The 21,120-nt window shown below is 48.8% G+C and carries 24 protein-coding genes and 1 other annotated feature; of the genes, 10 read left to right on the top strand and 14 right to left on the bottom strand.

Annotated features, from left to right (window positions below; genetic code table 11):
* Positions 1-36: 36 nt before the first annotated feature.
* Positions 37-288: a hypothetical protein gene (locus CDA54_RS19870; protein WP_099035162.1), complete on the bottom strand. Its 252-nt coding sequence runs from the start codon at positions 286-288 to the stop codon at positions 37-39.
* 84 nt (positions 289-372) lie between these two features.
* Between CDA54_RS19870 and yghU the strand changes: the two genes are divergently transcribed.
* Positions 373-1,245 carry a glutathione-dependent disulfide-bond oxidoreductase gene (gene yghU / locus CDA54_RS11505; protein ID WP_099035161.1) on the top strand — a complete coding sequence of 291 codons (873 nt, stop codon included), beginning with the start codon at positions 373-375 and terminating at the stop codon, positions 1,243-1,245.
* Positions 1,246-1,543: 298 nt separating this feature from the next.
* On the opposite strand, the gene CDA54_RS11500 is transcribed toward yghU, so the two are convergent.
* The 10 genes from CDA54_RS11500 to hisG form a co-directional block, all read right to left on the bottom strand.
* The gene (locus CDA54_RS11500; RefSeq protein ID WP_099035160.1) at positions 1,544-2,116 is read right to left on the bottom strand and encodes a YceI family protein; all 573 of its coding nucleotides are present in this window, start codon (positions 2,114-2,116) and stop codon (positions 1,544-1,546) included.
* A 25-nt stretch (positions 2,117-2,141) separates the two neighbouring features.
* A complete protein-coding gene (locus CDA54_RS11495; RefSeq protein WP_099035159.1) occupies positions 2,142-2,675 on the bottom strand; it encodes a cytochrome b in 534 nt (177 codons plus the stop codon).
* 233 nt (positions 2,676-2,908) lie between these two features.
* On the bottom strand, positions 2,909-3,535 hold the full coding sequence (gene hisIE / locus CDA54_RS11490; RefSeq protein ID WP_099035158.1) for a bifunctional phosphoribosyl-AMP cyclohydrolase/phosphoribosyl-ATP diphosphatase HisIE: 627 nt from the start codon (positions 3,533-3,535) through the stop codon (positions 2,909-2,911).
* 15 nt (positions 3,536-3,550) lie between these two features.
* Positions 3,551-4,324 (bottom strand): imidazole glycerol phosphate synthase subunit HisF, encoded by a 774-nt coding sequence (hisF, locus tag CDA54_RS11485; RefSeq protein WP_099035157.1) that lies wholly within the window; start codon positions 4,322-4,324, stop codon positions 3,551-3,553.
* A complete protein-coding gene (gene hisA, locus CDA54_RS11480) occupies positions 4,324-5,061 on the bottom strand; it encodes a 1-(5-phosphoribosyl)-5-[(5-phosphoribosylamino)methylideneamino]imidazole-4-carboxamide isomerase (RefSeq protein WP_099035156.1) in 738 nt (245 codons plus the stop codon). Before hisA ends, hisF begins: the two co-directional genes overlap by 1 nt.
* Before the next feature lie 16 nt (positions 5,062-5,077).
* Positions 5,078-5,671, bottom strand: coding sequence for an imidazole glycerol phosphate synthase subunit HisH (hisH, locus tag CDA54_RS11475; protein ID WP_099035155.1), 594 nt, complete (start codon positions 5,669-5,671; stop codon positions 5,078-5,080).
* Entirely contained in the window at positions 5,671-6,741 is a 1,071-nt protein-coding gene (gene hisB, locus CDA54_RS11470) for a bifunctional histidinol-phosphatase/imidazoleglycerol-phosphate dehydratase HisB (RefSeq protein ID WP_099035154.1), read from the bottom strand. The genes hisH and hisB overlap by 1 nt, the downstream gene beginning before the upstream one ends.
* Positions 6,738-7,826, bottom strand: coding sequence for a histidinol-phosphate transaminase (gene hisC / locus CDA54_RS11465; RefSeq protein WP_099035153.1), 1,089 nt, complete (start codon positions 7,824-7,826; stop codon positions 6,738-6,740). The genes hisB and hisC overlap by 4 nt, the downstream gene beginning before the upstream one ends.
* Positions 7,823-9,130: a histidinol dehydrogenase gene (hisD, locus tag CDA54_RS11460; RefSeq protein ID WP_099035152.1), complete on the bottom strand. Its 1,308-nt coding sequence runs from the start codon at positions 9,128-9,130 to the stop codon at positions 7,823-7,825. The genes hisC and hisD overlap by 4 nt, the downstream gene beginning before the upstream one ends.
* A gap of 2 nt (positions 9,131-9,132) precedes the next feature.
* Positions 9,133-10,032 carry an ATP phosphoribosyltransferase gene (hisG, locus tag CDA54_RS11455; protein WP_099035151.1) on the bottom strand — a complete coding sequence of 300 codons (900 nt, stop codon included), beginning with the start codon at positions 10,030-10,032 and terminating at the stop codon, positions 9,133-9,135.
* 26 nt (positions 10,033-10,058) lie between these two features.
* Positions 10,059-10,179 (bottom strand) — a sequence feature (His leader region).
* 272 nt (positions 10,180-10,451) lie between these two features.
* On the opposite strand from hisG, the gene CDA54_RS11450 reads away from it, so the two are divergent.
* From CDA54_RS11450 to CDA54_RS11420, 7 genes are all read left to right on the top strand, one after another.
* Entirely contained in the window at positions 10,452-10,715 is a 264-nt protein-coding gene (locus CDA54_RS11450) for a hypothetical protein (RefSeq protein ID WP_099035150.1), read from the top strand.
* 280 nt (positions 10,716-10,995) lie between these two features.
* Positions 10,996-13,785, top strand: coding sequence for a monovalent cation/H+ antiporter subunit A (locus CDA54_RS11445; protein ID WP_180237192.1), 2,790 nt, complete (start codon positions 10,996-10,998; stop codon positions 13,783-13,785).
* Positions 13,785-14,150, top strand: coding sequence for a Na+/H+ antiporter subunit C (locus tag CDA54_RS11440; RefSeq protein ID WP_099035149.1), 366 nt, complete (start codon positions 13,785-13,787; stop codon positions 14,148-14,150). Before CDA54_RS11445 ends, CDA54_RS11440 begins: the two co-directional genes overlap by 1 nt.
* Entirely contained in the window at positions 14,147-15,673 is a 1,527-nt protein-coding gene (locus tag CDA54_RS11435) for a monovalent cation/H+ antiporter subunit D (protein ID WP_099035148.1), read from the top strand. The genes CDA54_RS11440 and CDA54_RS11435 overlap by 4 nt, the downstream gene beginning before the upstream one ends.
* Positions 15,670-16,170, top strand: a complete 501-nt coding sequence (locus CDA54_RS11430) for a Na+/H+ antiporter subunit E (RefSeq protein WP_099035147.1) — start codon at positions 15,670-15,672, stop codon at positions 16,168-16,170. Before CDA54_RS11435 ends, CDA54_RS11430 begins: the two co-directional genes overlap by 4 nt.
* Positions 16,164-16,433, top strand: coding sequence for a K+/H+ antiporter subunit F (locus tag CDA54_RS11425; RefSeq protein ID WP_099035146.1), 270 nt, complete (start codon positions 16,164-16,166; stop codon positions 16,431-16,433). Before CDA54_RS11430 ends, CDA54_RS11425 begins: the two co-directional genes overlap by 7 nt.
* Positions 16,434-16,441: 8 nt before the next feature.
* On the top strand, positions 16,442-16,816 hold the full coding sequence (locus tag CDA54_RS11420) for a Na+/H+ antiporter subunit G (RefSeq protein ID WP_099035145.1): 375 nt from the start codon (positions 16,442-16,444) through the stop codon (positions 16,814-16,816).
* A 2-nt stretch (positions 16,817-16,818) separates the two neighbouring features.
* Here the strand turns inward: CDA54_RS11420 and dsbB are convergent, their stop codons facing one another.
* Complete coding sequence (dsbB, locus tag CDA54_RS11415) at positions 16,819-17,340, bottom strand: disulfide bond formation protein DsbB (protein ID WP_099035144.1); 522 nt, start codon at positions 17,338-17,340, stop codon at positions 16,819-16,821.
* A gap of 151 nt (positions 17,341-17,491) precedes the next feature.
* On the opposite strand from dsbB, the gene fadR reads away from it, so the two are divergent.
* Complete coding sequence (gene fadR, locus CDA54_RS11410; RefSeq protein ID WP_099035143.1) at positions 17,492-18,202, top strand: fatty acid metabolism transcriptional regulator FadR; 711 nt, start codon at positions 17,492-17,494, stop codon at positions 18,200-18,202.
* A gap of 174 nt (positions 18,203-18,376) precedes the next feature.
* Here fadR and CDA54_RS11405 read toward each other — a convergent pair whose 3' ends face one another.
* Positions 18,377-18,958: a superoxide dismutase gene (locus CDA54_RS11405; protein WP_099035142.1), complete on the bottom strand. Its 582-nt coding sequence runs from the start codon at positions 18,956-18,958 to the stop codon at positions 18,377-18,379.
* 313 nt (positions 18,959-19,271) lie between these two features.
* Between CDA54_RS11405 and CDA54_RS11400 the strand changes: the two genes are divergently transcribed.
* Positions 19,272-19,622: a Grx4 family monothiol glutaredoxin gene (locus CDA54_RS11400; RefSeq protein ID WP_099035141.1), complete on the top strand. Its 351-nt coding sequence runs from the start codon at positions 19,272-19,274 to the stop codon at positions 19,620-19,622.
* Positions 19,623-19,652: 30 nt separating this feature from the next.
* Here CDA54_RS11400 and pheA read toward each other — a convergent pair whose 3' ends face one another.
* Entirely contained in the window at positions 19,653-20,843 is a 1,191-nt protein-coding gene (pheA, locus tag CDA54_RS11395) for a prephenate dehydratase (protein WP_099035140.1), read from the bottom strand.
* Positions 20,844-21,120 lie beyond the last annotated feature (277 nt).

The raw sequence follows: 21,120 nt of genomic DNA, 5'->3' as shown, positions 1-21,120 counted from the left end.
AGGTGCTGGACATGCCCGGCATGGGGTACTTTCAGGCTACTTCACCTGCACTTTACCGCCGATTATTTTGTACGCTGGCGTGCCTCTGATCATGGTTTCGCGGGCGAAAACCTGTCCACAACCGGGACAGGTGCCGGTTTTGTTGGTATGGTCTTCGGTGATCCGTTCAATGAAGCATTTGATTAAACTTCCTTTACCACCTTTTCGATATTTAAACAATAATGCCCTGCAGCCTGAACAGTAGATCTGTACGGTTCTAAGAGGTGGTTTTTTTCTCGGTTTTGCCATTAAATGGTCTGCTATCTAGATTTGAAAGTATAAAAACTATGTCACGGTCAGAGTGATGACACCCTAACATAATAAGGAGGGCTAATGTCCTGTCAAAATTATGAACCACCTGAGGTATGGAAATGGGATCAACAAGGCGGTGGTAAGTTCTCCGGTATTAACCGCCCGGTTGCCGGTGCCACCCATGATAAAGCCTTACCGAAAGGTGAACATTCGCTACAACTTTATTCTCTGGCGACGCCCAATGGTGTCAAAGTTACTATTTTACTGGAAGAGTTGCTGGAAAAAGGTATCACAGAAGCAGAGTACGATGCCTGGAAGATAGACATCATGGAAGGTGATCAGTTTAGTTCGGGGTTTGTCGGTGTTAATCCGAATTCTAAGATCCCGGCTTTGATGGATTACAGTGAAAAGGAACCTGTCAGGATATTTGAGTCAGGGTCTATTCTGCTATATCTGGCAGAAAAATTTTCCCGGTTCTTACCGAAAAACGGATTACAAAGAACAGAGTGTCTGAACTGGCTGTTCTGGCAGATGGGCAGTGCGCCCATGTTAGGCGGCGGGTTCGGACACTTCTATTCATATGCGCCGGAAAAATTAAAGTACCCCATCGACCGTTATGCTATGGAGGTTAAACGGCAGCTCGATGTACTTAACCGACAGCTCGCCGAGCACTCTTATATTGCCGGAGAAGAGTATAGTATTGCAGATATGGCGATCTGGCCTTGGTATGGTGCATTGGTAAGAAATGAGGTCTATGAGGCGGCTGAATTTCTTCAGACCCATACTTATACTCATGTTGTGAAGTGGGCTGAAAACGTAGCGCAAAGACCCGCAGTAAAACGTGGCCGTATGGTAAACCGCTCATGGGGTGAAGCGTCAGAGCAGCTTCATGAACGCCACGACGCCAGCGATTTTATCCATAAAACTCAGGATAAAATCACTTCTGGCGATTAACCGGTGTCAAAAAGCATTTAACCGCAGAGACACGAATAGGACAGAGGTTTTAAAGAGTCACTCCGTNATCACTTCTGGCGATTAACCGGTGTCAAAAAGCATTTAACCGCAGAGACACGAATAGGACAGAGGTTTTAAAGAGTCACTCCGTTGCCGTCTTCGTGCTCTTCGCGTCCTTCGTGGTTGAATGTTTTTGGACCACGAAGCGCACGAAGAAAACTGCTGTTGACTTTAGGGATCTCGCCTAGGCGCAGAGAATCAGAACTCTTATAACCTCTGTGATGAATATTATTATGGGCTATTGACGCACGCCTTCAATATGCAGTTCAAGTTCAACATGAGTTGAGGCCGGTCCAAGGTCGTAATCGATGCCGAAATCTTTAAGTGCTATCTTTGTGTCGCCGGCAAAACCGACACGATAACCGCCCCATGGATCTTTGCCTTCACCGACTTTGTCTACATCGATAATGACAGGCTTTGTCACGCCATGAAGTGTCAGGTTACCGTGCAAATCAAAGCCACCGCCATCTTTTGGATCGGAAATTTTTGTGCTGACAAATTTCGCCGTTTTGAATTTATCAACATGCAAAAAGTCATCACTGCGCAAATGCTTATCACGCTCAGCGTGGTTCGAGTCGATGCTGGCAGGATCAATATTTACTGTGATAGTGGATTTCAGAGGTTCATCTGCATCATAGCTGAACTCACCATCAAAGTTATTAAAACGGCCGGTTAACCAGGAATAGCCCAAATGCTGAATTTTAAAGTTAATCGAGGCATGAGCGCCTTTATTATCAATAATGTAATCAGCGGCTAAAGCCGGGGTACTGGTAAAAGCCATTGCGGCCAGAGTTAGCATTGTCTTTTTCATTTTGTTTATCTCCATTGATTCAGGTTTAGAATTTAATCATTCGAGTCAGGGTCTTATCTTTATTGATAAGATGGTGTTTTAAGGCGGCAAGAGCATGTAACACTGCCAGAGCAATTAAGGTATACGCCAGCCATTCGTGAATATCACCCGCCAAATCTTCCTGGTTTTCAATAACAGACCCAAAACCGGGCACGGTAAACCAGTCGAATACTTCAATTCCGCGGCCATCAGCAGTGGATATCAGGTAACCACTGGTAAATAGCAATATGAGCAGCATATAGATCAATTTATGGGCCAGCCCGGATGTCCTCCGCTCAACTTTGTTGCCAAGGGGAGCTGGACGCTTATGGGTTGCGCGCCAAAACAATCTGAACAGGGTAAGCAGGGCCAGTAAAATACCGACGCTTTTATGAGTATGAGGGGCAGTTCTGTACCAGTCACTGTAATAAGTAAGATCCACCATCCACCAACCCAGAGCAAATAAACCAAATACGGCAAGTGCACTGAGCCAATGAACAATAATAAGGGACGCTCCCCAGCTATCGGTGTTTGCTTTCATTAGTGGCCCTTATTGCCGCTGACTGATGATAAATAACAGCATATAGGGCAATAACGGAAAAATAAATGGCGAAAAATCCGTTTAAAGGTTCTATTTTATAGAATGTTCACCAGTGGTGAGCACCATTTATAACGGTGAAAGGATATCCTGGGTACGCAGAGTACACCGATCTAATGTGGATATAATTAAAGTCTCTGTGTCTCTGCGGTGAATAACACTTTCCAGGCACCGTGTCAGGTTGGACTCTGATGACGTTGTTTAAGCACTTCTATTACATCAGCTAACTGTAATTCACTGGCCTGCAGTAACACAATAAGATGATAGAGCAGATCCGCACTCTCATTTTTAAGTTCATCCAGATCTCCAACCGTGGCGGCAAGTGCTGTCTCTACGCCTTCTTCTCCGACTTTCTGGGCAATACGCTTAATGCCTTTTGCATACAGGCTGGCCGTATAGCTGCTGTCCGGGCTGGCCTGTTTTCGTTGTGCCAGTATCTGTTCGAGTTCGGCGATAAAGGTCATATCCGGTGTGGCGCCCTGATGCCAACAACTGGGTGTGCCCAGATGACAGGTCGGGCCATTTGGATAAGCCAGTGCGATCAACGCATCCTGATCACAGTCGGTTGATAGCTCTGTCAAATGCAGGGTATGACCGGAGCTTTCACCTTTGGTCCACAGGCGCTGTTTTGAACGACTGTAAAAAGTCACTCTGGCACTTTGCAGTGTCTGTTCAACGGCCTCTGGATTCATATAGCCCTGCATCAGGATTTTGCCCGAAACAGCATGCTGAACAACGACGGGAATCAGGTTGTCCATCTTTTCCCATGCAAGCGCATTGATATTAGTCTGATTAATGATCATTGAGTATTCTCTGTCCTAGTTTCTGATGGCAACGCCCTGTCCACGTAAAAAAGCTTTCAGTTCAGGGATGGCGATCAATCCCTTATGAAAAACCGATGCAGCCAGTGCTCCATCTACGTCAGCCTCGGTGAAGACGTCACTGAAGTGCTGCATGTCACCTGCGCCGCCTGACGCAATCAAGGGCACGTTGCAGTGCTGACGGATGCTTTTAAGCTGTGCAATATCATAGCCCTGGCGCACACCGTCCTGATTCATGCAGTTCAGTACAATTTCACCGGCTCCTCTTGCCTGAACTTCATTGACCCAATCCGCCGTTTGCCAGGCTGTGGTCTGAGTGCGTTTTTCATCGCCGGTAAACTGTTTGACCTGATAAAGGCCGCTTTGCTGGTCATAAAAGCTGTCGATACCGATGACCACACATTGCTGACCAAAGCGGTCATGTAACTGGGTTATCAGTTCAGGGTTGGCCAGGGCCGGGGAGTTAACCGAGATCTTATCGGCACCCATTTCCAGTATCCGGCCTGCGTCAGCTACGGATTTGATACCACCGGCTACACAAAAAGGGATATCAATGACTTTCGCTACACGGCTAACCCAGCTTTTGTCTACCACTCTGGCGTCGCTGGAGGCGGTAATATCGTAAAACACCAGTTCGTCAGCACCGGAGCGGGCATAGGATTCGGCCAATGGCTCGATATCTCCGACAATTTCATGGTTGCGAAACTGTACGCCTTTGACGACCTTACCCTCTTTCACGTCCAGGCACGGAATGATGCGTCTTGCCAACATCACTTTTTCTCCCAAAGTTGAATAGCTTCAGCCAGCTCAAATTTTCCTTCGAGTAGCGATCTGCCGAGGATGACGCTATCAACACCGCTTGGTTTGAGGGCATGAATGTGCTCTAGATTGCCAATGCCCCCGGACGCCTGGCAGACAATCTCAGGAAATTCCCGTTTCATCTGCTGATAGAGCGATGTATTGGGGCCCTGCAAAGTGCCATCACAGGCGATGTCGGTGCACAACACGTGTTTTGCCCCGGCTGCAATCATCTGATCCAACAATGGACCAAGTTCGACGCCACTATTTTGTTGCCAGCCATGTGTGGCGATACATTTTCGGCCATGTTCATCAATGTTCACATCCAGCGCTAATACAATCTTCTCTGCGCCGTATTGTTTAAGCCAGCTTTTCACCAGCTCAGGTTGTTTTACGGCCAGTGAGCCAATAACAACACGGCTGACGCCCGCCTCGAGCAGCTGGGCCAGATCTTCTTCACTGCGGATTCCGCCCCCGGCCTGAAACTGCATCCGCCCGGTAGCAACCATTTCAGATATCAGCTTTAGCTGGCGCTTTTCTGGATCCTTAGCACCGCTGAGATCAACGATATGCAGCCAGGTGGCACCGGCGTCGGCATAGCGATGAACCACATCTACAGGAGACAGGGCGTAGTGCGTTTGTTGCTGATAGTCGCCCTGATAGAGCCGCACTACCTGCCCGTCGATTAAATCAATTGCTGGAATTATCATAAGCTGGACATAGTCCTTAATCGCATAGTTGGATAAAGTTGTCTAATAATCTGGCACCCACAGGGCCCGAGCGTTCAGGATGGAATTGCACACCATAAAAATTATTCTGACCAATACTGGCAGAGAAGCGCCCACCATACTCACAGCTGCTTAAAGTGTGATTACCAACAGTGACTGCGTAACTGTGCACAAAGTAAAAATAACTACCATCTTCAATTCCCCTGAAGAGCTTCGAGTTCTGTTCTGCTTGAATCTGGTTCCAGCCCATATGTGGTAAGCGTAGCTCGCCCACCTGCATGCGCCTGACATCGGTGTCTATCATGGCGAGGCACTGAGCCTGACCTTCCTCAGAAAAACGGGTCATTAACTGCATTCCCAGACAGATCCCCAACACAGGCTGGCTAAGTTGGGGCAGCAGCTCTGCCAGACCTTTATCGCGAATCTGTTCCATCGCCGCTGCTGCAGCACCAACACCGGGTAAAAAGACTTTATCCGCAGCGCGAATGCGCTCAGGACTATCCGATACCTCTACTGCATAGCCAAGACGTTCGATGGCAAAGCGTACCGAAGAGATATTGGCGCAGCCGGTATCTATGATCACCAGTTTCACTAAAGCGCTCCTTTACTACTGGGCAACACATCACCTTGCTTGGTCACTGCCTGGCGCAGGGCCCGTCCAAAAACTTTAAACAGGCTTTCTACCTGATGATGGGCGTTTCCTTCTGTAGTGGAAAGATGCAATGAGATGCCCATGCTGTCGCTTAATGAACGAAAAAAGTGCGATACCATCTGGGTCGACATCTCGCCGACATTGTCCTGGCTGAAACTGGCATCAAATTTAAGGTAGGGGCGGGCGGAGATATCCAGCACACATTCGGCCTTGCATTCATCCATGGGCAGGGCAAAACCAAAGCGTCCAATGCCGCGTTTATCACCCAGAGCTTTGCGCAGCGCTTCACCGATCGCCAGGGCTGTATCTTCTACTGAATGGTGATCATCAATATGCAGGTCGCCTTTGACGTTCACATCCAGGGTTATACCGCCATGGGTGGCAATCTGATCCAGCATATGATCAAAAAAGCCCATGCCGGTACTGATGGCCGATTTACGCTGTGTATCGAGATCGACATTAATCCGAATATCAGTTTCCGATGTGGTCCGTATGACTTCGGCCTGCCGTCCTTTGGGGCGCAGTGCCTGCTCGATGTCGAGCCAGCCATTCTTATCTCTGTCATAGCACAGACCGCGGATCCCCATATTCTCCGCCAGTTGCATATCAGTCTGGCGGTCACCTATAACATAGGAACGACTGAAATCGACTTTGCCTTGTTGCAGGTATTCTTTCACCAGGCCCAGTTTGGGCTTGCGGCAACTGCATTCATCAGATTCAAAGTGCGGACAAATCAGTACCTCTTCAAAGGTCACCCCCTGAGAGCTGAACAACGCCATCATCTTGTTATGGGGGACATCGAATTCGGCTTGTGGAAAACTGTCGGTGCCCAGGCCATCCTGATTGGAAATGATCACCAGTTTAAACCCGGCCTGCTGCAGCCGGGTGAGTACAGGAACTACCATAGGTTCAAACACCAGCTTTTCGAGGCTGTCCAGTTGTTTGTCTGTTGGCGGCTCCTCAACCAGAGTGCCGTCTCTGTCAATAAATAAAATCGCCTGTTGGCTCATTGCCCCTCCTGCTGATAAAAGGCCGTAATAGCGGCGATGAGCCGCTGATTTTGTTCCTCATTGCCGATACTGATACGCAGGCAATGATCCAGATGAAGTTGTTTTGACTGATCACGAATCAGGATACCTTGCGACACAAGGTGGTCCATCAGCGCCTGTTTTTTGTCGGCGCGCACTAACACAAAATTGGCCTGGGTATCGCCAACAGGTGTCAGTTGAGAAATATTCTCAAGTGATTTAAGCAGTGCCTGACGCCATTGTCTGAGTTGACTGATCTGATTTTCAACCCTTTTGAGTCCCTCTGCACAGAGTGCTTGTGCTGCTATCTGTGCAACGGGCTCAGGTAATGGATAAGGTGCGATGACCTTATACAACACCTGAATAATTTCAGGGGCCGCCAACGTGAAGCCGCAACGAATTCCTGCCAGTGCAAAGGCTTTGGATAGGGTGCGCAAAACTACCAGGTTTGGGTACTCTGCAAGCCAGTCGGCACAGCCAGAACTCTGAGCAAATTCTATATAGGCTTCATCTACGACCACTAATGCACTGTCTTTGTAGGCATCCAGCACCGTTTTAAGCTGTTGCTCGTTGATCTCGGTGCCGGTGGGATTATTTGGAGAACAGATAAACACCAGTTTTACTTTGCCCACGTAATCCAGTACATGGTTTAAGTTAAGGCTGAAATCAGTCTGAAGCGGAGCGGTTTCTACTCCAATCTGAAAGGTTTCTGCACTAATGGCATACATGCCGTACGTGGGCGGGCAGATAAGAATACGGTCCTGTCCCGGCTGACAAAAAGCGCGGATCAATAATTCAATCCCCTCATCGGCACCGCGGCTGACCAATACCTGTTCTGTGCCAACGTTTGCATAACCGGCATAGGCTGAAATAACCGCTTTCGGCTGGCAATCCGGATAGCGGTTCAGCGTGTCACAATTGACCGTAAAGTCATTGCTAAACGGCGATTCATTGGCATTTAACCAATCCTGACCACCGGAAAAAAGACGTCGCGCTGACTGGTAGGGCTGCAATGCTTTAAGATGCGCACATTGTAAGTTTTCGGCCAGTTCTAATGCGGTACTCATACTGATGCCTCCTTTTTCAGTGCATCAAGCCTTAGCTTTACCGCCTGGCGATGTGCATCCAGCCCTTCTGCATCGGCTAACTGCATGATTGCCGGACCGATTTCCTGTAATCCTTGTGCGCTCAATTCCTGCACCGTATAGCGTCGTAAAAAATCCATAAGCCCCAGACTTGAGGTATTACGGGCATAGCCATAAGTCGGTAATACATGATTGGTTCCACTGGCATAGTCACCTGCAGATTCGGGTGACCAGGGGCCGATAAAAATGGAACCTGCATTGCTAATCTGGTTCATCCACTGACGAGGATTGTTGATTTGCAGAATCAGATGCTCGGGGCCATAGGCGTTGCTGATCTCAATGGCCTGATTTATGGAGTCGGCCAGAATATAGCGGCTATGAGCAATACTCCGGGTGGCGATATCTTTACGACTGAGCGATTCAAGTTGCTGATTGATTTGTTCTTTAACGGCATTAATTAGCGCTGTACTGTCGCTGACCAGCACAGCTTGAGAATCGGCACCATGCTCTGCCTGAGAAAGTAAATCGGATGCAACAAACACCGGGTTGGCGTCTTTGTCAGCGATAACCAATACCTCAGAGGGGCCAGCCGGCATGTCGATAGCCGGGCCACCAGGTATACGACTAACCTGTTGCTTAGCCTCAGTAACATAGCTGTTCCCCGGGCCGAAGATTTTGTCGACTCTGGCAATGCTTTCGGTTCCCAGAGCCAAAGCGGCAATGGCCTGTGCACCGCCACAGAGGTAGATTTCATCAATATCACAACGTTTGGCCGCATAAAGGATCTCCGGGGCCAGTGATCCTTGTTTGTTTGGCGGACTGACTAATACTTTCCTGGGGCATCCGGCGACCTGCGCGGTTACACCAAGCATCAGAACGGTCGAAGGGAGTGGGGCAGTACCACCGGGAATATATAAGCCCACTGAGGCAATTGGCTGATGCTTCAGCTCACAGATAACTCCCGGACTGGTCTGTACCCGAATGTCTTGTGGCCACTGCGCCTGATGGAAGCTTTTGATATTCGCGTAGGCCAGATCCAGGGCTGATTTTGATTCCTGGCTCAGCACAGAGATGGCCCGTTCAATCTCTTCATCATCAAGCCTGAGACTGGCCAGAGCGACACCATCGTACTTTTCTGTCATCTGTAACAGAGTCTGATCTCCGCCCTCGTCGATCCCATGGATTATACCTTCAACGATATCTGACAAACTCTCGTTGTCACGCATGGCGGGGCGTTGCAGCAATGCCTGGCGATCGTTGTTTTGCAGTTGATTCCAGCTTTGCATAGTTACCCCAACATTTTCTCAATCGGCAGCACCAGAATACTCCGACAGCCAAGGCCTTTGAGCTTTTCCATCGTTTCCCAGAACATGGTTTCGGTACTCACTACATGCACCGCGACGCTGCTATCATTGCCCGCCAGTGGCAAAAGAGTCGGGTTTTCGGCTCCGGGTAGTAGTGCTTTTACCTCATCGAGTTTGTCTTTTGGCGCGTGCAGCATAATGTACTTGCTCTCTTTGGCCTGCATAACGCCATTAATACGGGTGAGCAGCTTATCGATGAGTTGCTGCTTAGTTTGTGGCAACTCGCCGCGGCGCTGAATCAATACCGCTTTAGAGCGAAAAATCACTTCTTTTTCTTCCAGACCGTTGGCTTCCAGCGTTGCTCCGGTGCTGACCAGATCGCAGATGGCATCGGCCAACCCGGCACGGGGGGCCACTTCAACGGAGCCATTGAGCATTACTGCTTTGGCGTCGATTTTCTGTTCGCGGAAATAGCGCTCCAGCAGATAGGGGTAAGTGGTGGCGATCTTTGTTCCTGCAAGGGACGCGATTCCCTGATACGGCATCTCATTAGGAACCGCAATGGAGAGACGGCAGCCACCGAAATCCAGGCGTTCGAGCACATCGTATTGATGTTGTTTATCGGCCGCCCGACGCTCAAGCATTTTTTCTTCAAGCTCGTTCTCGCCGATAAATCCCAAATCAACCACGCCGTCCATCACCAGGCCCGGAATATCGTCATCCCTTACCCGCAGTAAATCGATAGGAAGATTAGTGGAATGAGCAATCAGCAGACGATCCCGGATAGAAAGTTTCACCCCGATAGCTTTGAGCAGTTCCATGCTGCCTTCACAAAGTCTGCCCGACTTTTGTACTGCGATTCTCAGTCTGTTGTTGTCTGTCATGCTACTACCTTAAAATTGTGTCTGAAAACGAAAAACCCCCGGAAGTTGCCTTCCGGGGGTCTCTTAATCTGGGATTCCACTGGAAGGCGATTTACACAACCTTCCAGCACGAACCTGAAAGGTTATGCCGGGTGATGATGGTGATGAATCGTCTTCAGGTTCTGGTTAATCATAATTCGGTATCTGGATACTCTGACTAAAATGAAAATGCGAGTGCTCGAAGCACAGCGCTTAAGGTACTGATAAGTGGTCATAAGTGCAAGCAGGATTATTGATATAATCGTCATTGATTAAAACGTAATGGAATAACAAAGGGCTAAAGTGAGTAAGCCGGTTAAAAACATGGTCATAACCTAAAGAGTCGAATAATTCGCCCGATATGAGTATGATAAACATCTGGTTAAAAAACAGGCTGAACTATGGTAAGTGATCTGCTTTTCCCTATCTTGCCCAAGGAAGGCAAGGTTAATCCTCTGGAAGACAAGCACCGTGTCGAGCAAGTCGACAAGGAAGCCCGTCTTCGTGCGCTGGAAGAAGACGAAAAAAATATGACTGCCGAAGAGCGTGAAGCCCGGCAGCAACAAAAGCAGAAAAAAAAGCCGGGCGGTAAAAAAGCTAAACAGAAAAATTCTGAAGAAAATGAGGGGCCTGATGAAGAAGGTCACCTGGATATTTACGTATAAAATCAACCCATCCGGCTAGCGGTTGGCGGAAATTTGCTCAGTTGCCATTCGTTCAGCTCACTCCTTTGCGTGTTTAACGCGGTTTTTCTTGCCCACGTCAGGCGCTTCGATTAGCCTTGGTAAAGCTAAGCTGTTGGTTTGAGAGTTAATATAACTTTCCACATTGAACCAGATAGAGTGCCATGATTTGCACGTCGACGGATCCTGCTCTGTCTGTAGTGAATCACAATTACCTTAGCTGCGCTGTTCAGACAATAACAAAATGGAGCACGGCGACATAATGAGTTTATTCTGGATACCCGTTTTATTATTGATTGGGGTGTTTGTGCCGCTGATAACAGAGCGGTTTGGGCGCACAGCCTGTGCATTTTTTACGATGCTGGCACCCGCACTGGCGTTGACTCAGATTGCTACGCTGTTGCCAGAGGTACTCTCGGGTCAGACGATTACTGAGAGTCTGGCCTGGATCCCTGCCGTGGGATTGACTCTGTCACTGCGTCTGGACGGCCTGGCGATAATGTTTGCCATGTTGATTCTGGGCATTGGCCTGTTGATCATTCTCTATGCCCGTTACTATCTGTCTGACAAAGATGCGATGGGGCGATTTTACGCTTACCTGATTCTGTTTATGACAGCGATGCTGTCCATAGTGCTGTCAAATAACCTGTTGCAGCTCTGGATGGCCTGGGAAGTAACCAGTATCAGCTCATTTTTATTAATCGGATTCTGGTCATCAAAGTCAGAATCACGCAAAGGCGCCAGAATGGCGCTTACAGTAACCGGGGCTGGTGGTCTGGCGTTGCTTGCAGGTTTGCTTATTATCGCTGATATTGTCGGCAGCTACGATTTAGGTACTGTACTGGCCAGTGGAAACATGATTCGCGAACACGCTATGTATCCGGTAGCGCTGATTCTTGTATTGTTGGGAGCTTTCACCAAATCGGCTCAGTTTCCGTTTCATTTCTGGCTTCCTCATGCCATGGCCGCACCCACACCGGTCAGTGCCTATCTACATTCTGCCACTATGGTGAAAGCCGGTATTTTCTTGCTGGCGCGCATGTATCCCGTGTTGGCGGGTACTGAACTGTGGTTTTTAACCGTCAGTCTCACCGGCCTCGCGACCCTGTTACTTGGTGCCTATGTGGCGCTGTTTAAACACGATCTTAAAGGGTTGCTGGCATATTCCACTATCAGCCATCTGGGGTTGATTACCCTGTTGTTGGGGATGGATACCAAGCTGGCCGCTGTGGCTGCCGTGTTTCATATAATGAACCATGCCATATTTAAAGCCTCACTGTTTATGGCTGCCGGGATTATCGATCATGAATCCGGTTCACGGGATATGCGTAAGCTTAACGGCTTATGGCGTTACATGCCTTACACTGCGACTCTGGCGATGGTGGCGGCGGCGTCTATGGCAGGAATACCATTACTGAATGGATTTTTATCCAAAGAAATGTTTTTTGCCGAGACCTTACATCAGGTTGCGCTTGGCTCTTTATCCTGGATGATTCCGGTGCTGGCAACACTCGGGGGCATTTTTTCTGTCGCTTATTCGCTGCGTTTTATCCACGATGTGTTTTTTAACGGCGAGCCGATAGATATTCCCAAAACGCCTCATGAGCCACCTCGTTATATGAAGATCCCGGTTGAGATTCTGGTGACACTGTGTTTGTTGGTGGGGATATTTCCCAGTTTTATGATTGGAAGTTTATTGCAGGCTGCATCATCCTCAGTGCTCGATGGGCAGTTACCTGAGTATAGTTTGTCTATCTGGCATGGTTTTAATTTACCTTTGCTGATGAGCTTTATCGCGATGACGGGGGGCTTACTGGTTTATGCGTATCGCAGTCGATTGTACCGCTTTCAGTCTCAGTTCAGGGAAACCGACGCCAAATTAATCTTCGAAGGTGCGGTACAGGCCCTGGTGCGTCAGGCTACAGCCTTACATGAGTGGATGGCGAATGGCTCTTTGCAGCGTTATGTTGCTCTGCTTTTGGTTCTGACACTGATTATGACTGCCAGTCCATTGATGGAGCTGAACAGCGCCGCCGGGCATTTACCCCTTCAGGACGTAAATGGTATTGAAATCACTGCGGCGATTTTACTTTGCATCAGCGCACTGGCCACAGTGATATTGCATCGCCAGCGTATGGTGGCGCTGATTACCTTGTCCGTGGTGGGGTTGATCGTTTCGATTACATTTGCGCGTTTCTCGGCTCCGGACTTGGCACTGACACAATTAGCTGTGGAGGTGGTAACCGTTATTTTGTTGATGTTGGCGCTGTTTTTTCTGCCGCAGAAAACCAAAAATGAATCATCTCCAAGACGTGTAGTAAGAGATCTGGGGATCGCTGCGGCTTGTGGTGGCGTGATTGCCACCATCAATTACGCCATTATCACCCGTCCTTTTGAGAGTATTTCAGAGTTCTTCCTCGCCAATAGCAAAACCGGTGGGGGAGGAACCAATGTGGTTAATGTAATTCTGGTGGACTTCAGGGGCTTTGATACGCTCGGAGAGATCACCGTGCTGGGGATCGCTGCATTGGGCATTTTCAAACTGATCGCCAGAATGCGTCTGGCCATGCCCTCTGCCGATGAAAAAGGCAGGCCATGGTCGGAAGATCGTCATCCGCTGATTCTGGCGATGATTTCACAAAGTCTGTTGCCACTGGCGTTGCTGGTTTCCGCTTATATTTTCCTGCGTGGACACAATATGCCGGGTGGAGGGTTTATCGCCGGGTTGATTACCTCAGTCGCTCTGATCCAGCAGTATATCGCCCACGGCGTCGACTGGATTAAGCCACGTATTAAGGTGGACTATCAATGGCTGATCGCCAGTGGTGTGTTAATTGCGGCACTGACCGGGGCGGGGAGTTGGCTATTCGGCAAACCTTTCTTAACGTCCTGGTTTGATTACTTCGACATTCCCTGGATAGGTGAAATCGAGCTGGCAAGTGCCATCCTGTTTGATTTGGGTGTGTATCTCACGGTAGTAGGCGCAACCCTGCTGATTCTTGCAAACCTGGGTAAGCTGACTACCCGTTATCGTCCAACGGTGGAGGAATAATGGAAGCATTGTATGTATTTTGTGTCGGCATGCTGACCTTTTGCGGTATTTTTCTTTGCTTGCGCGGACGAACTTTTCCGGTCGTACTGGGCTTAACACTGCTCTCTTATGCGGTAAATCTGTTTTTGTTTTCCAGCGGTCGTCTGCAGCTCGACGGTGCTGCAATTCTGGGTATATCTGACTCCTATACGGATCCTTTGCCGCAAGCTCTGGTGTTAACAGCGATTGTGATCGGCTTTGCGATGATTGCATTTGTTGTAATTCTGGCGATGCGGGCCCGGGCTGATTTGGGCAATGATTTTGTCGATGGACGAGAGCCTCCGGACGCCGATCAGGCCATCAAACCAACGCGGGGTAAAGTATGAGCATGCATTTGGCTGTTTTGCCCATCCTGCTCCCGTTATTTGGGGGCTTGTTTATGCTGTTGCCGCCTTTTTCCGGGCCGGAAAACTACCAGCGCCGGAGATTTGCAGCACTGCTGTTGATGGTATTGCAGATTAGTTGCTCTGTGGGCTTAATGCTCCAGGTTATGCAACAGGGGCCGACGTTTTATGCGCTGGGAAACTGGCAGGCGCCTTTTGGTATCGTGCTATTTGCAGACAGACTGTCAATGTTGCTGGTGGTGCTCAACGGTATACTGGGGCTTGGCGCAACGCTCTATGCGTTTGCCGGCGTTGACAGAGAAGGCAAATACTTTCATCCGTTGCTGCAATTCCAGTTAATGGGTATCAATGGGGCATTTCTGACCGGAGACTTGTTTAATCTGTTCGTATTTTTCGAGGTGCTGTTGATTGCCTCTTACGCTTTGCTTATTCACGGTGGAGGCAAGCAGAAGACGCTCGCTAATGTGCATTATGTGATTCTCAACCTGATTGGGTCGAGTCTGTTCCTGTTTGCCTTAGGGACCTTATATGGAACCACCGGCACCCTCAATATTGCCGATATGGCGCTGCGCATTGCGCAGTTATCTGCCGGTGAGCAGGTGATCGCCAAGGCGGGTGGCTTATTGTTGTTGATCGTATTTGGCCTCAAGGCAGCCATGTTGCCATTACACTTTTGGTTGCCCAGAACCTACGCCGCTGCCAGCGCTCCGGTGGCGGCATTGTTTGCGATTATGACTAAAGTTGGAATTTACGGTATTTTCCGCGTCTACACGGTTATTTTTGGTGAACAGGCGGGAGAGTTGGCCAATATGGTTCAGCCGTGGATTTGGCCGCTGGCGTTTCTGACCATTATTGTGGGTTCTATCGGCGCTCTGGCCAGCCCCAACTTACGTCACCTGTCGGCTAATCTGGTGGTGATTTCCGTGGGCACACTGCTCATTGCCTTTGCACTGCGTACACCACAAGCGACGGCAGCCGGTTTGTTCTACCTGGTGCACAGTACATTGGTTACCGGTGCATTGTTTCTGATTGCTGACATGGTTGGTCAACAGCGCGGCAAAGCCCTGGATTGGTTTGTGATGGCACGTAAAGTAAGCCAGCCGGCACTTTTAGGGATCCTGTTTTTTGTCGGGGCAATGACAGTAGCCGGCTTGCCTCCGTTTTCCGGATTTATCGGCAAACTGGTGGTACTTCAATCGGCACATAGTGCCGCAGAAATACTGTGGATATGGCCGATTATTCTGATCGCTGGTTTAATTACTATTATTGCACTATCACGGGCCGGAACCACTATGTTCTGGAGGTACACCGGTGAAGGCGATAGATCTCAGGTGCAGAGAGTGTCGCGCTGGCAGGTATCCGCAGTCATTTTATTGTTGCTGGGATCGCCGCTGATGGTGATCTTTGGCGCTGTGGTGACAGATTACACCACCGCTGCTGCTACTGAATTACATCAGTTACAAGGGTTGTTTGAGGTGATGAATTTACAGGAGGCGACCAAATGAATCTCAGATCACGCTGGTTGCCTATGCCGTTTCACAGCTTGCTGCTGTTGGTAGTGTGGTTAATGTTAAATGGCTCCGTGAGTCTGGGACATATTATTCTGGGCTCTGTGCTGGCTATTTGTATTCCACTGATCTGCGCTCCTCTTCAGGTACCACAACCCAGGATTGTTCGCCCGTTCAGGGCCTTTCGGTATGTGCTGATGGTGCTCGGTGATATTGTGGTGGCTAATATTCAGGTGGCATTGTTGGTGGTTGGGCCTATGCGCCGCATCAAACCCGGCTTTGTAGCAGTTCCGCTGGATTTGGACACCACCCTGCCTATTACAGTGTTGGCCAGTACGGTAACGATGACGCCCGGTACCGTCAGCGCAGAGGTGACCAAAGACAGAAAGTGGTTGTATGTGCATGTACTTGACATGCCTGAGGATGAGCAACAGATCATTAATCTTATTAAACAGCGCTATGAAGCCGCGATTAAGGAGATATTCGCATGTTAGAGTGGAGCATGATCGCAGTGGGCGTAATGCTTTGCGTCGCGCTGGTTTTGAATCTTTGGCGTTTGCTGATCGGTCCCCATGTGGTGGACAGGATACTGGCGCTGGATACCATGTATATCAATAGTATCGCTTTGATACTGCTTTACGGTATGTACAGTGGCACACAACTTTACTTTGAAGCGGCGCTGTTGATCGCGATGCTGGGCTTTGTCAGTAGTGTGGCATTTGGTAAGTATTTGCTGCGTGGCGATATTATAGAGTAGGAGTTGATATGAATTTCTGGGTGGAGTTATTAATTTCCAGTTTGCTGTTACTGGGCGGGCTGTTTGTTTTAGTCGGATCGATTGGGCTAATCCGGCTTAAAGATCTCTATGTACGGCTGCACGCGCCGACCAAAGCCACTACGCTGGGGCTTGGCGGTATACTCGTGGGGTCGATGGTGTATATGTCTCACCAATACGGTCACCTGACCATTCATGAATTGCTGATCACGTTGTTTCTGGTGATAACCGCACCTGTAACCGCCCATATTCTGGCCAAAGTGGCGCTTCATCATGAAGTGACAATGATGAAGCGGACCCGTAATCAGCGGCATGTGACAACCGCCCGTATGCAGCTTCCGCCGGAGGAGCAGGAAAAACAGTAACCTTATCGCGTCTTTTTAAACTGGGAAAGCAGCACTGATAGCCAAATCAGGCTGTAAACAGCGAACGTAATAATCATCCACTGTGGCATACTCATGCCAAAAAATGACCAGTCTATATTTCCGCAATCTCCGGTTGCGGCAAAGATCGCCGGCATCCACTCATGTAGGGGTAACCAACCCGGAAAGTTCGGTACAATTTCACAGGATGCAAAAAAGGGATTGGCCGCTGTCTGAATCTCTACGTGCTCGATGGCGATCAGTAAGCCCCAGATGGAGGAAATGCCCCAGCCAATAATGGCTATCCACCTGATGAGTATCTTATCCGGCATACTCAAACCTATCATTGCAGCCAGGGCAATACCGAAAACTGCATTTCGTTGATAGATACACATGATGCAGGGTTCCAGACCCATTCCATACTGAAAATACAATGCAATAGCTTCGAGCAATAAAGCTGATAACAATAGTAACGCCCAGGCGCTGCGCGAGCGGGAAATCTGTTTCAGATAGGAAAAGCTTTTCATTCGTGTTGATTCTCCGTTTTAAGGTTAATTCTGCCACGTCCTGACGATAAAAGAGTAACTTTAATTGGTGACAACATCTGGTACAATCAGTTAACAGAGGCTGACTTCGCATCAGTGACCATAACAATAATAACCTTAAGTGAGTTTTTGCATGATCTATAAGGCTCAGAGTCCCGCCGGCTTTGCGGAAGAGTATATTGTCGAATCCATATGGAGTGGCAGGTTTCCTCCTGGCACCATACTTCCCGCTGAGCGTGAACTGTCAGAGCTGATAGGCGTTACCCGCACCACATTGCGGGAAGTCTTGCAGCGGCTGGCCCGTGATGGCTGGTTGACCATACAGCACGGCAAACCCACCAAAGTTAATAATTTCTGGGAAACCTGCGGTCTGAATATTCTCGAAACCCTTGCCCGACTGGACGAGGAAGGCATACCCGAACTGGTTGATCACCTGCTTGCCGCACGCACCAGTGTGAGCGCCGTGTTTATTCGCCGTGCCTTTAAAAATGCCCCTGAAGAGTCGGCAAAGCTCCTCGAAGGCTTTGTGGATTTGCCTGAAGACGGCCAGGCGTTTGCAGATTTTGATTACAAAATTAACCACGATCTGGCGATGGCCTCGGGTAATCGTGTCTTTGTATTGATGATGAATGGTTTTCGTGGGCTGTATGCCCGGATCGGCAGCTATTATTTCTCTAATCCGAAATCCCGCCAGCTGGCCAGAGATCATTATACCCAACTGCTGCAATTAGCCCGTCAGGGCGAGCATGAGAAAGTACCCATGCTGATTCGAAAATACGGTATGGACAGCGGTGAAATCTGGAATGAAATTCGCGGGGATATGCCCACCGGGCTGGTGGACTAAGAGCCATTTATGGCGAATCCAGGTAAATCTGGTAAACCCATAAAACACAACCTGATCAAAACCATTAGAGGTTGTGACAGGCCCTTTGTTCTGTGTATCAACCACAGCTAAGGTTTAGCCAAAAAAAAGCGCCCGGAGGCGCTTTTTTTTATTACGAGTACTAAAGGTTAACTATCAGCTGAAGTTTTTAGCGGCAAACTCCCAGTTTGCCAATGCCCAGAAACCTTCCAGGTACTTCGGACGCAGGTTACGATAGTCGATGTAGTAAGCGTGTTCCCACAAGTCGACGGTTAACAATGGGGTAACCCCTTCCTCTGTGATCGGCGTGCCGGCATTACTGGTATTGACAATATCCAGGCTGCCGTCAGCTTTTTTCACCAGCCAGGTCCAGCTTGAACCAAAGTTGTTAACCGCTTTGTCATTAAACGCCTCTTTGAACGCGGCAAAAGAACCCCACTTGGCATTGATGGCATCTGCCAGTGCACCACTGGGCTCGCCACCACCGTTGGGGCTCAGGCTGTGCCAATAGAAAGTATGATTCCAGATTTGCGCCGCATTATTGAAAACACCGCCATCTGAAGATTTTATGATCTCTTCAAGGCTTTTGTTTTCCAGATCTTTGCCTTCAATCAGGCCATTGAGTTTTGTAACGTAAGTTGCATGGTGTTTACCATGGTGGTACTCAAGGGTTTCGGCAGAAATATGCGGCTCAAGGGCATTCTTTTCATAGGGAAGTGGGGGTAATTCAAAAGCCATATTGATTCTCCATGTTTACGATAAAAAAAGTGATATCACCCCTTTGTTTTCTTATCCAATGAACAGGGTGGATACCGGTGTCGTTGTCAGATTGTTGTAGATACTAGTTTAACAGTTCTTACCTGTCACCCTTATATGGGAGTGAATGGACTAAAATCAACCGCTTGCGTACACCACTTAATATAACTATCCGTTTTAGTCTATTCAGTTTGACGCGTCATTGTTCAGATAACATGATTCCTCTGGGGTCAGTTGTTGAAAACAGGTACAATCGGTACCAGATATCATTTTTGACTAACAAGAGGCACTTACCATGGAAACATTGGAAAAGATCAAACAGCAAATTGCTGAAAACCCCATCCTTATTTACATGAAAGGGTCACCCAAGCTGCCCAGCTGCGGTTTTTCAGCCCAGGCAACTCAGGCCCTGATGTCTTGTGGTGAACAGTTTGCCTATGTGGACATTCTGCAAAACCCCGATATTCGTGCCGAACTGCCGGTTTATGCCGACTGGCCTACTTTCCCGCAACTTTGGGTAGAAGGCGAGCTTGTTGGTGGCTGCGATATTATTCTCGAAATGTTCCAGCAAGGTGAGTTGCAGCCCCTGGTGAAAGAAGCGGCTGCAAAGCATCAGCCTAAAACCGAACAGCCCGGCGCAGAATAAGCTATCTCAAGTGGCTCAGGGAATGAGCCTTTATCCTTCTCTTAGAGCACTGGCAGCCGCCACTCTGGTTGGGCTGACTTCTTCAGTAGGGTAACACCCCAATACCTTAAGGTAACGCGTCATGCCGCGCAGCGCATCCATCGCTTTTTGCATGGGTCCGTCCTGTAGATTTCCTTCCACATCAATATAAAACATTTCCTCCCACGGGTTACCGTTAATGGGCCGGGATTCGAGCTTTGTCATATTGATGTTGTTGTCTCTGAGCACTGTCAGAGCTTCCACCAGAGCACCGGGCTTTTGCACTGTACTCATGACCAGAGTCGTTTTGGCGGGGATCTGCAGGGGAACTCTGACGGCTTTTCTGGCGATTACGATGAAGCGGCTATGGTTTTCTTTCTGGTTAGCAAGATTGGACTTAATTGGGCTCAGGCCATACAGGGCGCCACCTGCTGCACTGCCTATGGCAGCAACTTGTGGGTCTGCCAGTTCACTGACCCGGAGCATGGCCGCAGAGGTGCTATCTGTAGGTTTTACTTCAATATTACCCAATTCGGCAAGAAAGTGACTGCACTGGGAAAATACCTGCGGATGAGCGTAAAGGGTTTTTAGCTGGCTTATTTCGGTATCTGTTGCTACCAGCATGGCATGTTCAACCGGGTGAGTAAGCTCGCCTATAATTGAAAGATGCGTATGTTGGAGCAGATCATAAACCTCATTAATACTGCCGGATGAAGTGTTCTCAATGGGGAGCACGCCATAATCGGCTTCATTGGTTTCCACAGCCTGTATTATTTCATCAAAGCTCTGACAACCCATCTCTGCCAGATCGCCCGGACGCCGGGAGAAATACTTCTGTGTTGCCAGATAGCTATAGGAACCTTTGTCACCTAAAAACGCGACTCTGTTGAGAGGCAGGGCATTGTCCGGATTGGCTTTTTGTGCCAGCAACATTTGCTGATTCAGCACTGAATCTTCGATAATGACATGAAAAAGCTGGGTGACATACTGGGGCGTCAGTCCAATTTTCTGACCTTGTTTAATCAGTTTTATCAGCAGCTGCTCTTCACGGCTGGTATCTCTGACCTGCATATGGGCGTCAATTTTGGTTCGTGCCACCTGATTGGTAAATTGCTGTCGTTTGGCCAGCAATTCAAGGAGTTCGGCATCCAGGGCGCTGATGTCCCGTCGTATTTGTTCCAGTTTGTGTTGATAGTCAGTCATGGCCTGCGTGATCTCGCGTTTTTGCTGTTGTTATGATTCCTGTGTGTCAGAAATCCGTATTTTGCCCCGTATATGGTCGGAAAAACCTTACTGGCAGTTCCGGCATTACCAATACCAGGGAGAGCGTATTGACAGTTTTAGTCGCGCCCATCCCCGGACATAAAAAAACCTCCCGATTGGGAGGTTTTGTTTGCCTTTCACGCAAAAGTCAGCCTCCCGAGGTGGACGAGCTAAAAAAGTGCGCAAAAAGTAGGATAAACATTTTCATATCAGTGAA

The organism is Lacimicrobium alkaliphilum (assembly GCF_002591895.1).
Taxonomy (GTDB): Bacteria; Pseudomonadota; Gammaproteobacteria; order Enterobacterales; family Alteromonadaceae; genus Lacimicrobium; species Lacimicrobium alkaliphilum.
Note: the sequence above shows the minus strand (reverse complement) of the source record. Positions and strands in the feature narration are given on the sequence as shown.